The sequence below is a fragment of the Vibrio lentus genome (genome assembly GCF_002875945.1).
GTDB classification, from domain to species: domain Bacteria; phylum Pseudomonadota; class Gammaproteobacteria; order Enterobacterales; family Vibrionaceae; genus Vibrio; species Vibrio apostichopi.
In genome coordinates, this window is the sequence record NZ_MCZK01000073.1 from 1 (window position 1) to 11,245 (window position 11,245).

Here is an 11,245-nt window from a genome sequence, read left to right on the forward strand (position 1 = left end):
GAATTACGCAACAAAGCCGAAGATGTCTGCTGAGGAAAGGAATGGTTTATGATTAATATACAAAACAGTCTCTATGATTTATTCGATACCCAAGGTGTGAGTCTTTCAAAAGAATACAAGGATTGCATCGAGAAATATTTAGTATCTGACTTGTCTGTCACTTCTGAGATGATGAATGGTTTGGCTCGAACTATTTTTCAAAATAAAAAGATGATGGCTTACTACCTTTTACACAATGCAATCGATGAGGCTAAAGGTGCGGCAAGGTTACGAATGATCGCAGAGCGGTATGCAGATGATGAATTAAGGCCGCTTATGTTGCGTCATTATAACGATGAGATGAATCATTCTACGTTGTTTGCCAGCCTTATCCCTTTTACTGGGTACGAGACAGAAACGCATGAACATGAAGTTCAATATGAGTTAGATAAAGTCATGAACTTTGACGATGAGCTTAAGACATTCCTTTTTAGGGTTCACTCTATTGAAATACGTTCGTGGCGTTTACTGTTACTGCATTTGGCGATCATCGATGATTCTGACGATGATTACATGAAAAAAATGCGTCCAACGATTCAAAAAATCTTAGAAGATGAAATGCAGCATGTGCGTTACACCGGGAAATATGTCAGTCGTTGGCTACATGCTGAGCCACACTTAAGCAAAGTTTTTGTTGAGTGCATTACCCACACGAATAAAGAAACATGGGAAGACCTCTCTTCGATGGCTTTATTCATGCGCGATCATATTCAAGATTTTCTTTTAGAATCGGCGGCTTAAATGACTCTCTGGCTTAGGATTCTAACATCGCGAAGCTCATTCGCGATGTTGGTTTTTATCGCCATCGCGTCAGTGATAGCGAATACTGGATGGCGAGTCGTTATGAATAACTTCGCTGTCGACACTGTTGGTATGACCGGGGCTGATGTGGGTGTATTGCAGAGTGTTAGGGAAATCCCAGGCTTGCTCTCATTTACTGTTTTGTTTCTGTTGTTCATCGCTTCAGAACAAAGAGTGGCGGTACTGTCGGTTGCAACATTAGGGCTAGGCGTAGCTGTGACGGGGTATTTGCCTTCGATCTATGGCTTCTATTTCAGCACGACGATCATGTCTATTGGTTTCCATTATTTAGAAGCGGTGAACAAATCACTCTCAACACAGTTGTTAGCGACTGAGAACTTCAGTGAATCAATGGGGAAAATTCGCTCTGCTGCCTCGTTTTTCTCGATGGTGACTTTTCTGTGCATTATGGTTGCGAGCTATCTTTTTGACGTTTCAGATAAAGCCATTTTCTTTACGTGTGGAGCTATATGTTTTTGGCTGGCGGTTTACTTGGTCACGTTTAAAAATACTCATACAGAGGTTAAACAACACACCAAACTCATTGTCCGACGTGAATACACGACCTATTACATTTTGACTTTTTTGAGTGGAGCAAGAAGACAGATCTTTGTGGCATTTGCTGGCTTACTGATGGTGACTAAGTTTCAATATACGATTGCGATGATGGCCGCATTATTTATGGTATCCAGCTTAGCAGCGACGCTTGCTCTACCTTATGTTGGGAGATTTATCGATCGAGTCGGAGAGAGGCAAGCTTTGGTCATTGAGTATGCCGCGTTAGTGTTGGTGTTCCTATCTTACGCATTTGTGGATGATCATTATGCGGCTGCGGGGCTGTATGTTATCGACAGTATCATTTTTAGTTTTGCGATAGCTTTGAACACCTACTTTAAAAAGACAATTAGGGAAGATGAAGTGGCTTCAACGGCGAGTTTGTCATTCACGATTAACCATATTGCAGCGGTATTCTTACCATTTTTGTTGGGAATCATCTGGATGTCTGGTTATCAATGGGTGTTTGTTTCTGGAGCAGTGATTGCTTTAATTAGTCTGTTGGTATCGTTGACTATGGGCACGCAGCTTCATCATCGAATTAATGGATTCGATAAGCTACAGAACCAATAGCGACACTCATTTATCTGACTGGTTTGATAGATAAAACTAAGGCCTCGCGATTGCGAGGCCTTTTTGTGTTCCGACAAAACTCAATATTAATCGAGCCTAGCGAAAACTCGGGATAATCGCTGGAATCCCCGGTAGAAGGCCAACCAACGCCATTACACCACTTAGCACAATAAACATAATGCCAGGCAATACCCAACGGCTCATTTTACTCAGTTCACTACTGCGTTCTTTACAACCGACTAAGCCTAAGTTATCTAACAGCATGGTGAGAGCCCAACCAAATGCAGGGTTAACCAGTGCTGAAGAGAACACGACAATCGCTGCTGATTGTGTGGTTTTCCCTTCACGCGTCATTTCCATTCCAGCTTCTAGCAATGGCACAAATACCCCAACAATCAGCGCGACACAAAGTACCGGTTGCCAGATAGCTAAATCCATCGGGTAACCCCAAACAGCGGCGATAATACAGAATAGCGCCGTGAGCAAAGCGCCTGCAGGAATAGGGCGTTTAGCAATCGCAGCCGGTACGATATAAGTACCCCATGAAGACGTAAAGTTGGTACCACCGAGCAGAGAACCGAACGTTTGACGAATTGAAGCCGTGGTCATGGTGTCGTCAATGTTCATGTGCACTTTTTCGGTACGTTCTGGGTAGCTGATCTTTTGGAATACTTGATGTCCTAAGAAATCTGGTGACCACATTGCTACGGCTAGAATCGCAAACGGCAATACAACCATGAAGTGTTCAATCGTCGGTAGGCCTAGCATCCAACCAGTATCTTCGCCCCACCAATACATAGGGTTCATGTTAGGCAAGCCTGGCTCAGTGTGGAAAGCAAATGGGGCACCCATGGCAAATGCAATCGTACCACCCAGTAAGCAACTAAGAGGCACCGCTAACCAACGTTTACGGAAGTGTTCCAATAGCGCGTACAAGATAATGGTGCAAAAGATCACGACAAACGCGATGTGGCTCATGCCGATTCCCTCAGCCCAAGCGAACAGTTTTTTCACTTGAGAGGCAGTACCAACAAAGCCAAGGTAGAGCAATAATCCGCCACACACGCCTTTACTGGTGAGGTTGGCCAACATGCTACCACCTTTACTGATGGCTAAGATTAGGCCAAAAGCGCCAATCAACAAGCCAAACGCCATAGGGTGTCCGCCTGCTGCAACCACAATAGGAATCAAAGGGATAAGTGGGCCGTGTGTACCTGCGAGGTTCGCGGTCGGCAACAGGAAGCCAGAGAAAATAATAATGAAAACAGAGGCGATGAGGAGTTCATAACGAACGTTTTCTAGAATGAAGTCTTCATTTAATCCGAGAGCCCCTGCAAAGGTGGCAGCAATCGCGCCCACCATAACAACTTTACCAATGGTCGCTGCCATTGCTGGGATGGTGTCTTCTATCTCGAATCGATAATCTTTAAACGGCAAATTAGGACGCCAGCGCTTAGGCGCCATGATTTGTAATTCATGTTCTAAATATTGTTCGCGGGAATCAAATTCTGATCTTGGTTTGTGTTGTTGTTCATAAGTGAGTTCATCCTCATTCGCTTGAGGCTTATCTGCTTGTATATGTACGGACTCTAAAGTACTGCTCATGTTGATTCCTTTCGTTCACACTCTAAGGTGTGTTATTCCAACAAACGTTGTTGACTCACGCAAAGTGAAAACAATGCGTCAACTTGTCATTAAAAATTCATTAACATTTAGTTGTTAGTACCTTATACCAAACCAAAAAAAACAAATAGTCTCAGTCGGTTAGACATTAGTCGTAGAGCAAGCCGACTAGTATTAGACGCTGTAGATTGTATGTGTCTGTTTATTTGTAGGCTCTTAATCTCAGGAACAACAAAGTCACTTTCAACAACGAACTGCCACGTTAACCTGTTCTGAAATCGAGCCTAAAAATCAAAACCAAAAAATAATTTAGAAAAGTGTGCATCCTTTCGCGACCTCAAACGTGTTAGAGGTAAATCGTTTAGAGGGTGCCACTATGTTGGACGTTTTTACCTACTTTGCCGACTGGCTGACATATTCCATTTTCAACTTGGAAGCCAGTACTTCAATGGCAACAGGCGTTCATTTCTTTATTGAAGACACCAGTAAGATCTTAGTCTTATTGGTCGTGTTGATTTACGTTATCTCCGCACTGAGAGCCAGTTTGAGCGTGGACAAAGTTCGCCAATATCTACAAGGAAAGCGCCGCGGTGTGGGGTACTTCCTTGGTTCGCTATTTGGTGCGATTACACCGTTTTGCTCGTGCAGTTCTATTCCTCTGTTTATGGGCTTTGTCTCGGCTCGTATTCCTATTGGTGTGACCATCGCATTTCTTATTACGTCGCCTCTGATCAATGAGGTGGTGATCATCATGCTTGGCAGTGTCCTTGGGTTGAAATTCACCATCATGTACGTTGTGATTGGTATGTCGCTTGGCATTTTTGCAGGCTTTGTCTTAGACGCTTTTAAAGCCCACCGTTGGTTACAACCTTTCCTCGCCGAAGCGTATCAAAAAGCCAATGAGTCAGATGACCAGCCTCAAACGACGATTGAATCAACCTCAATGACGTTTAAACAGCGCCATGAATTTGCTGTGAACGAGACCAGTACCATCTTCAAGCGCATTTGGATTTGGGTGTTTGTCGGTGTCGGTATTGGGGCGTTTATTCATGGTTTTGTTCCGGCTGATTGGTTCGAGCAAAACCTCGCACACGGCCAATGGTGGACGGTGCCACTGGCGACACTCAGTGCCATTCCGATTTACACCAACGCGACGGGCATCGTGCCAATCATGGCGTCTTTGATAGACAAAGGTATGCCACTGGGAACCACGTTGGCGTTTTGTATGGGAGCGGTCGCAGTGAGCTTGCCAGAGTTCATGATGCTCAAACAAGTCATGCAATACCGATTGCTTGGTGTAATCGCGGGTTACCTGCTGGTGGCAATTTCCATCACGGGTTGGTTGTTCAATTTCTTCTATTAATCACAGCAGAGCACATGTTCACAGGAGTCTGATATGAAAAGCATTCAAGTTTATGGTTCAGGTTGTAAGAACTGCGTTGTCACCGCAGAACGGTTTGCCGAGGTCGCACAAGAGTTAGGGCTGCAAATCAACATTGAAAAAGTCACCAGTTTAGAAGCCATTATGAAAGCTGGCATTATGAGCACACCGGGTGTTGCGATTAATGGTGAGTTAAAGCATACGGGATCAGTGCCATCTGTTGATCTGGTTCGCGATTTACTCAGAGAAGATGTTGTAGCGTAAAGGAAAGAGCGTCGCGCATGCTGGTTTTTTGAATGAGCACGCGCGACGGATAATCGAGATTCAAGAATGAAATGTTTGATGAATGCGTGGAATCATGCAGAACCTAGTCTTTATGGCTGGCTACTAAAACAGACCCAAAATCCGCACGAAGCGGAAGACATCATGCAAGAAGTGTTTCTGAAAGCCATGGGAAATAGCGAGCGTTTCTGTACATTGCAGGACGGCAAGTCATGGCTGTTTAAGATGACCAGAAACCACCTTGTCGACCAACTGAGACGGAAGATACATTCGGTAGACATTGATGAGTTTGTGATGCCCACAGACATTTCCCCTGCGATGGTTCAGCTTCAACGCTGCCTTCCCAAAGCATTGGTCAAACTCACCGAGCAAGAGCGTGATGTGATAGAGCAATGTGACCTCAACGGCATGGCACAAAAAGACTACGCAGAGAAACATCAGCTTAGCCTACCAGCCGTGAAGGCGCGTTTACGTCGAGCCCGTATCGAGCTCAAAACCATTTTGGTAAGTGAATGCAAAGTGACTCAAGATCAAACGGGCGTCTGTTACTTCAAGTCTTTTCAAATAGAGCTTTAAGTCTTTTCAAGCAGAGCCTTAAATCTTTTTAAGTAGAGCTTTAAGCCCTTTCAAGCTGAACCTTAAATCCATCTGGAAGTAACGTTTCTAACTCAAAGTTATTGATAATAATTCTCATTACGTTATGTTTGTGGTCTCAAACACACTCATTGTTTCGGAGACCAACATGGAACACTCGGATATTACTCAACTGCTTATTCCAAAGAGTGATTGGGCATCGCCTGATCTCTTTCTCTATGAAGGCGAAGACAAACTTCGACTCTGCTTAGAGGGGGCAATTCAATACAGTGGGTTGAACAGCATTGGCGGCGTGGTTCTCGGCTTTAGAATACTCCAGTACGCGGTTAAATTAGCCGTGGGTGAGCAGTCTTTGCAACGTGATGGCATCAGTATTTATACCGCGTTCCCTGGGCGTGGCGCTCAAGATGCCTTTGAATACACATGCCGCGCATTACGTGATAAGCGCTATTGTTGTGATAGCACATTGCACCACCCAGCCGCGCAAACTGGGCAGCGTGGTCAGTTCCTATTTACGATTCGCTTGAACGAACAATCGATGGTGATGACGCCAGCAAACGGACTACCAAGACAAAGCTACTTTGAAGCCGACCGACATTCGCAAGACAGCAGAGAAGCGGCATTGAAATGGCGAGATGAGAAGATCAATTTCGCTAATACACTCTTGAGCTTATCGCCAGAAGAGTGCTTACGCGTGCTGTAATTCCCTGTTCTCATAAACAAAATGAGTACAGAAACAGAATGAACAACAGGAGGTCGCTCGCTTTCAAGTGGGCGACCTTTTTGTGTCAAGCGTTCGTGGTAACCAGATTCCTAGTCGCGCTTAGTCTTGCTGGAATGACGCGTTTTTCCACTGACACAATTAAGTGTACAGGTTGGGCAGTTTTCAAAGCATTACGCTGTTTACGGTTAAACTAAGTGATATGATTTTGATGAAAGAACTAAAGATCTAATGGATTAAAGGATGAGTACGATGGCAAAAACGATCTCATTGGTACTGGGTAGTGGTGGCGCAAGAGGCTTGGTTCACGTTGGAATCATCCGCTGGCTCATTGAGCATGGCTATGAGATAAAATCCATCTCTGGCTGTTCAATTGGCGCGCTTATCGGCGGTGTCTACGCTGCGGGCAAGTTGGATGAATTTGAAGAGTGGGTCACCAGTATCGACCAAGGTGATATGGCGATGTTATTGGACTTTTCATGGCAATCGAGTGGTATGTTCAAAGGGGACAAGATCATCGACACGCTGCGTAGTCTGATCGGTGAGACTTCAATTGAAGATCTACCTATCCCTTATACCGCAGTTGCTGCCAACGTCGCCGATGAAAAAGAGGTTTGGCTGCAGTCAGGTTCTCTGTTTGATGCCATTCGCGCCTCTATCTCTTTGCCATTGTTCTTCACACCCCATGTTATTAATGGCGAAGAGTTGATTGATGGTGGCGTTCTCAATCCTGTACCAATTGCGCCTACCTTCGGAGATAAGACAGATTTTACTCTGGCTGTGAACTTGGGGGGTGAACCTGAGTTGCTTAAACAGGAAGTGACACCGATTTCCCTGCCAACAAAAGAGAGTAACCTGCATGAGAAGGTGGTTCATTTTATCGATAATCTCGGTAGCAGTGTAAAAAGCAAAATGAGCTTCAATTTTGCGGCTTACGACATTGCCAACCAAGCGTTTGATGCGATGCAATCGACCATTGCTCGCCAAAAATTGGCCGCTTACCCAGCCGACATTACGCTTGAGCTCCCACGCAATGCCTGTGGAACCTTAGAGTTTGATCGCTCACAAGAGATGATAGACAGAGGCTACCATTTGGCACAGGCTAAACTGGGCAACCGTCTTTAATGTATTTGCTGCTGAATGAGAGTCTTTATGGAAATTGAACTAAAAGATCTGGTCGAAAATAAAGACGTCATTGTGCTCACCAGCTCAGAAGTGGCTGCCGTGTCTTGGCTGATAAATTGTTATCAAGAGAACGCCGATATCCAGATTATCGAGAACGCACACCAGTTAGATACTGAAGCGGTTTTAGCACAATGTCGAAGTAGCTTGAGTGAAAGTAAAAAGGTCATATTTACTGCGCAGTTTCGCAGTCAGCTACCTATCATCAATATCGCTTCACTGTGTAATGAGAAGCGTAAATCATTGATCAACATTGAACTTTCTGGATGGGATGAAGAAAAATGCCTTCCTCACTCTTATAGCAGTTTCTAGCTTATAACGGTTTCTTGGTAACAGCAGCAGCTAGTCTTTTGAGTTTCTGTGTTGAGTAAGCCCACAATACATGGGCTTCACTTCAAATGCCTGCCGCCATCAAGGTTTAGGGTTCTTCCTGTCATGTAGTGACTGGCCAAAACAAACTTGATGCCATCTATTATTTCCTCAAAGCCCGCTTCTGCAGGGATTAGAGCTTTCTGCAGAGCTTTGGTTTTGTATGCTTCGTCGTCATGTTCATTGAACTTAATCATGGCTGGAGAGATGGTATTCACTTTCACCTTGGGAGCTAACATTGCTGAGAACGACAGCGTCAGGTTGTTTAGCGCAGCTTTACTGGCCGCGTAAGCAATGTGTTTTTTACTGCCTTTTTCCGCGACGTAATCGCTGATGTGGATGATGTCTGAAGTTTGATCGCCAGACATCAGTTGGTCTTTGAGAGTTAAATTGAACAGATAAGGCACGGTAGCGTGAATCGTCATCATCTGGTGCATGATTTGTGAGGCATTTTCACTAGGGTCTTTCTTGTTCTCAGGCTTCCAGTCTGAAGCGTTGTGTATGACGGCTCGGAGTGTTTTATATTCTTGCCCAACGTAATGAAGAAACTCTTCTAGGCTGCTTTGTTGATAAAAGTCGACGTGTTGCAAGTCGGCTCCACTGTCGCGCAACAGTTGCAGTTGAGGATAGTCGCTGCGGTAGGTGCCAACCACTTTATATCCATCCGCTAAAAGTTGCTGCGCCAGTGCGAAGCCGAGTCGCTTTCCTACGCCGGTTATCAGTATCGTTTCACTCATCGTAAAAACTCAGCTCTGGTTTGAGGGTTAGTTTTGAAGATACCACCAAGCGCGGTTGTTGAGGTTTCAGAGTTTGCATCCATGACGCCTCTGGATTTGACGCAATAGTGGGTTGCTTTAATCGTCACGGCCACGTTTTCTGTTTCAACGAGAGTCTGTATCGCAACTAAGATTTGCTGAGTAAGGCGTTCTTGTACTTGAGGACGCTGAGCAAAGAATCGAACAATACGGTTGATTTTAGACAGCCCAAGAATTTTGTTTTCAGGGATGTAGGCCACTTCTGCTAAACCATCGATGGTAATGAAGTGGTGTTCGCACGTCGAAGTTAAATCTATGTCCGATACCTTGACCATTTCATCAACTGACATTTTGTTTTCTATAACACTGATTTTTGGGAAATTATCGTAGTCGAGCCCTGAAAATATCTCATGGACGTACATCTTCGCAATGCGATGAGGGGTTTCAGCGAGGCTGTCATCGGTTAAATCCAGTCCGAGCGTACTAACCACTTCCGTTAAAAGTCCTTTGATGCGGTTGTACTTCTGGCTGGGGTTCATTTCACTCGGAGTCATTGGGGTTTCAAGTCCTTTTGCGAGCAAAGCTTCTCTTACTTTTTCGGCTTCTGTATTCAGCATGACTCTCTCCTTATGAATTATTGTCACAGTCTGCTTCATAGCTCAGGGTGAGCGAAACAGAGTCGGCAAAACGTAGCGCATGAGGCTTATCAATTCTCACTTGAGCGTATTTCACCCATGGATGATCGATACAGATGCCGAGTACGTCGCTGGTCAATTTTTCCAAAAGCAGAAACCTTCCAGATTCGACGTGCTGAATGACCTTCTTGCAGATGTTTTTGTAGTTAAGTGCGTTCTCCACATCATCTGAGAGACAAAGGTTGTTGGCAGGGTAGTGGATCTCTGCATTGATAACGATGTCTTGCTGCTTGGACTTTTCTTCTTCGTTGAAACCGATGAAGGTTCTTAGTCTCAGGTTTGTAATAGTAATAATGGCGTTGTGATTCATAACAGTGTCCATTCCTTAGAAAGTGAAGTCAGTTACGTGCTTGTTTTAAGAAAAGATCAGTAAAGCTCAGGCGATTAAGAGTTCAGTCGTTCCTTTCGCAGTTGTTCCTGCTGCAGTCGTTCTTTTTTCAGTCATGCAAACGCTAAGTGAAACTGAGCTTGAAAGGGATGGGTTCGGTTTTCTGGCTCAACTGATCGAAGCTTTCCCAGAGCTGCTGATATGAGATGTCTAGAGTGGGGTGGCGCTCTTGTGCGGCAATATCAACTAACGGCCTGAGCACAAAAGCGTATTCGGTGATCTCGCCTCTAGGCAGCTCTACGCTATCGACAACGCCCACTTGGTTGCCATAAAGAAGGATATCGATATCCATAGTGCGTGAAGCGTAGGCTTTAGTCTGACGCTTGCGGTCGTTCTCTGATTCGATTTGGTGCAGAACTTTAACCAGTTCTGCGACAGAGAGGTCACATTCAAACCCAACGACTAGATTTAAAAAGTTGTCCCCTTTAAAACCGACAGGCTCGCAATCGTAGAAATTAGAAATGTTCAGGGGGGCAAAGCGGTCATTCAGTGCTTTGAGAGATTCTGTTACGTGGTGTTCGCGGTTAATGTTGCTTCCGATGCTGACATAGACGTTGGCCATAGTATTTCCTTCGTGTTTAAGGAGCCTATACGTCTAACTCACGATGAAGATCAGCTATGTATCCTTTTATAGGTAAGAAGATAAAAGAAAATACAGTTACTGCCGTAAATCTTGTCTGTCTTTGAGCCCGTAAAACGATCCTTGCCAGCTAGAAAGTACCATGAGTAAAAATTCAATCTATGAAGGTTGAGGGCAAAAACGAGTTTCAAGTTGGCCTAGTAGTGGCCAGAAGTGGTACTGGATTACCGCCTCTAGCAACTCAATTTCTACGACGTTCTGCCTCTGATAGTGATAGAATCCCCGCATCAGAATTATCGAGAATCTAGGTATTTATAGACAATGTTTATCCATCACGTTAACGGCATCGACTGGCTGGTGATTACAGCTTTTGAAGAACTAAAACCGATGTTTATCGAAGATGCTGGTCCAATCCCATCTTACTTCTCGACTACCAGTGAATTGAGCCTGATTGATCAAGCTAAGCGTAGCTATGGGTTTTTGCCGACTCTCCGCGGTGTGATCACCGATACCGGCACGTATCAAAGCAAAGATCTTGAAGAAGATTTGAACCCACAGCTTGCTTGTATCGTTGAAGGGCGTGGTCGAGTGTTTATCTATTCTGCTAATGCGTCCTATAACAAGTAAATATTGTCAATTAGCTCTCCTCTCTATTGGTACTTCCCTAAAGTGTACATCATAAGCTTAGGGGCTCTTCTCCGCTTAGA

14 protein-coding genes are annotated in these 11,245 nt (G+C 44.6%); 9 read left to right on the forward strand and 5 right to left on the reverse strand.

Annotated features, from left to right (window positions below; all coding sequences use genetic code 11):
• Positions 1 to 48 precede the first annotated feature (48 nt).
• Together BCT49_RS05375 and BCT49_RS05380 are read left to right on the forward strand one after the other, a co-directional pair.
• Complete coding sequence (locus BCT49_RS05375; protein WP_102434439.1) at positions 49 to 780, forward strand: GTPase; 732 nt, start codon at positions 49 to 51, stop codon at positions 778 to 780.
• A 45-nt stretch (positions 781 to 825) separates the two neighbouring features.
• Positions 826 to 1,968 carry an MFS transporter gene (locus tag BCT49_RS05380; protein WP_102434440.1) on the forward strand — a complete coding sequence of 381 codons (1,143 nt, stop codon included), beginning with the start codon at positions 826 to 828 and terminating at the stop codon, positions 1,966 to 1,968.
• 96 nt (positions 1,969 to 2,064) lie between these two features.
• On the opposite strand, the gene BCT49_RS05385 is transcribed toward BCT49_RS05380, so the two are convergent.
• Positions 2,065 to 3,573, reverse strand: coding sequence for a DUF3360 domain-containing protein (locus BCT49_RS05385; protein ID WP_102314247.1), 1,509 nt, complete (start codon positions 3,571 to 3,573; stop codon positions 2,065 to 2,067).
• A gap of 394 nt (positions 3,574 to 3,967) precedes the next feature.
• Between BCT49_RS05385 and BCT49_RS05390 the strand changes: the two genes are divergently transcribed.
• The 6 genes from BCT49_RS05390 (at position 3,968) to BCT49_RS05415 (ending at position 8,063) form a co-directional block, all read left to right on the forward strand.
• Positions 3,968 to 4,954, forward strand: coding sequence for a permease (locus BCT49_RS05390; RefSeq protein WP_102434441.1), 987 nt, complete (start codon positions 3,968 to 3,970; stop codon positions 4,952 to 4,954).
• A gap of 33 nt (positions 4,955 to 4,987) precedes the next feature.
• On the forward strand, positions 4,988 to 5,236 hold the full coding sequence (locus tag BCT49_RS05395) for a thioredoxin family protein (protein WP_102434442.1): 249 nt from the start codon (positions 4,988 to 4,990) through the stop codon (positions 5,234 to 5,236).
• Between the two features lie 78 nt (positions 5,237 to 5,314).
• Positions 5,315 to 5,830 (forward strand): RNA polymerase sigma factor, encoded by a 516-nt coding sequence (locus tag BCT49_RS05400; protein WP_102434443.1) that lies wholly within the window; start codon positions 5,315 to 5,317, stop codon positions 5,828 to 5,830.
• A gap of 166 nt (positions 5,831 to 5,996) precedes the next feature.
• Positions 5,997 to 6,551: a hypothetical protein gene (locus tag BCT49_RS05405; RefSeq protein WP_102434444.1), complete on the forward strand. Its 555-nt coding sequence runs from the start codon at positions 5,997 to 5,999 to the stop codon at positions 6,549 to 6,551.
• Positions 6,552 to 6,821: 270 nt separating this feature from the next.
• Positions 6,822 to 7,694 (forward strand): patatin-like phospholipase family protein, encoded by an 873-nt coding sequence (locus tag BCT49_RS05410; protein ID WP_102434445.1) that lies wholly within the window; start codon positions 6,822 to 6,824, stop codon positions 7,692 to 7,694.
• A 15-nt stretch (positions 7,695 to 7,709) separates the two neighbouring features.
• A complete protein-coding gene (locus BCT49_RS05415; RefSeq protein ID WP_102434446.1) occupies positions 7,710 to 8,063 on the forward strand; it encodes a hypothetical protein in 354 nt (117 codons plus the stop codon).
• Positions 8,064 to 8,140: 77 nt separating this feature from the next.
• On the opposite strand, the gene folM is transcribed toward BCT49_RS05415, so the two are convergent.
• The 4 genes from folM to folK all read right to left on the reverse strand — a co-directional run bounded on the left by folM (position 8,141) and on the right by folK (position 10,520).
• A complete protein-coding gene (gene folM / locus BCT49_RS05420) occupies positions 8,141 to 8,857 on the reverse strand; it encodes a dihydromonapterin reductase (RefSeq protein WP_102434447.1) in 717 nt (238 codons plus the stop codon).
• Complete coding sequence (folE, locus tag BCT49_RS05425) at positions 8,854 to 9,492, reverse strand: GTP cyclohydrolase I FolE (RefSeq protein WP_048658458.1); 639 nt, start codon at positions 9,490 to 9,492, stop codon at positions 8,854 to 8,856. Before folE ends, folM begins: the two co-directional genes overlap by 4 nt.
• A gap of 10 nt (positions 9,493 to 9,502) precedes the next feature.
• Positions 9,503 to 9,880 carry a dihydroneopterin triphosphate 2'-epimerase gene (gene folX, locus BCT49_RS05430; protein ID WP_102434448.1) on the reverse strand — a complete coding sequence of 126 codons (378 nt, stop codon included), beginning with the start codon at positions 9,878 to 9,880 and terminating at the stop codon, positions 9,503 to 9,505.
• A gap of 142 nt (positions 9,881 to 10,022) precedes the next feature.
• On the reverse strand, positions 10,023 to 10,520 hold the full coding sequence (folK, locus tag BCT49_RS05435; protein ID WP_102434449.1) for a 2-amino-4-hydroxy-6-hydroxymethyldihydropteridine diphosphokinase: 498 nt from the start codon (positions 10,518 to 10,520) through the stop codon (positions 10,023 to 10,025).
• 339 nt (positions 10,521 to 10,859) lie between these two features.
• Here folK and BCT49_RS05440 point away from each other — a divergent pair, with 339 nt between their 5' ends.
• Positions 10,860 to 11,165, forward strand: coding sequence for a cytosolic protein (locus tag BCT49_RS05440; protein ID WP_102434450.1), 306 nt, complete (start codon positions 10,860 to 10,862; stop codon positions 11,163 to 11,165).
• Positions 11,166 to 11,245: the final 80 nt, after the last annotated feature.

What these genes read in the sequence shown, in the direction of transcription:
- BCT49_RS05375 (WP_102434439.1), top strand. Translation starts at nt 49, where the DNA reads ATGATTAATATACAAAACAGTCTCTATGATTTATTCGATACCCAAGGT.
- BCT49_RS05380 (WP_102434440.1), top strand. Translation starts at nt 826, where the DNA reads ATGTTGGTTTTTATCGCCATCGCGTCAGTGATAGCGAATACTGGATGG.
- BCT49_RS05385 (WP_102314247.1), bottom strand. Translation starts at nt 3,573, where the DNA reads ATGAGCAGTACTTTAGAGTCCGTACATATACAAGCAGATAAGCCTCAA.
- BCT49_RS05390 (WP_102434441.1), top strand. Translation starts at nt 3,968, where the DNA reads ATGTTGGACGTTTTTACCTACTTTGCCGACTGGCTGACATATTCCATT.
- BCT49_RS05395 (WP_102434442.1), top strand. Translation starts at nt 4,988, where the DNA reads ATGAAAAGCATTCAAGTTTATGGTTCAGGTTGTAAGAACTGCGTTGTC.
- BCT49_RS05400 (WP_102434443.1), top strand. Translation starts at nt 5,315, where the DNA reads ATGAATGCGTGGAATCATGCAGAACCTAGTCTTTATGGCTGGCTACTA.
- BCT49_RS05405 (WP_102434444.1), top strand. Translation starts at nt 5,997, where the DNA reads ATGGAACACTCGGATATTACTCAACTGCTTATTCCAAAGAGTGATTGG.
- BCT49_RS05410 (WP_102434445.1), top strand. Translation starts at nt 6,822, where the DNA reads ATGGCAAAAACGATCTCATTGGTACTGGGTAGTGGTGGCGCAAGAGGC.
- BCT49_RS05415 (WP_102434446.1), top strand. Translation starts at nt 7,710, where the DNA reads ATGAGAGTCTTTATGGAAATTGAACTAAAAGATCTGGTCGAAAATAAA.
- folM (WP_102434447.1), bottom strand. Translation starts at nt 8,857, where the DNA reads ATGAGTGAAACGATACTGATAACCGGCGTAGGAAAGCGACTCGGCTTC.
- folE (WP_048658458.1), bottom strand. Translation starts at nt 9,492, where the DNA reads ATGCTGAATACAGAAGCCGAAAAAGTAAGAGAAGCTTTGCTCGCAAAA.
- folX (WP_102434448.1), bottom strand. Translation starts at nt 9,880, where the DNA reads ATGAATCACAACGCCATTATTACTATTACAAACCTGAGACTAAGAACC.
- folK (WP_102434449.1), bottom strand. Translation starts at nt 10,520, where the DNA reads ATGGCCAACGTCTATGTCAGCATCGGAAGCAACATTAACCGCGAACAC.
- BCT49_RS05440 (WP_102434450.1), top strand. Translation starts at nt 10,860, where the DNA reads ATGTTTATCCATCACGTTAACGGCATCGACTGGCTGGTGATTACAGCT.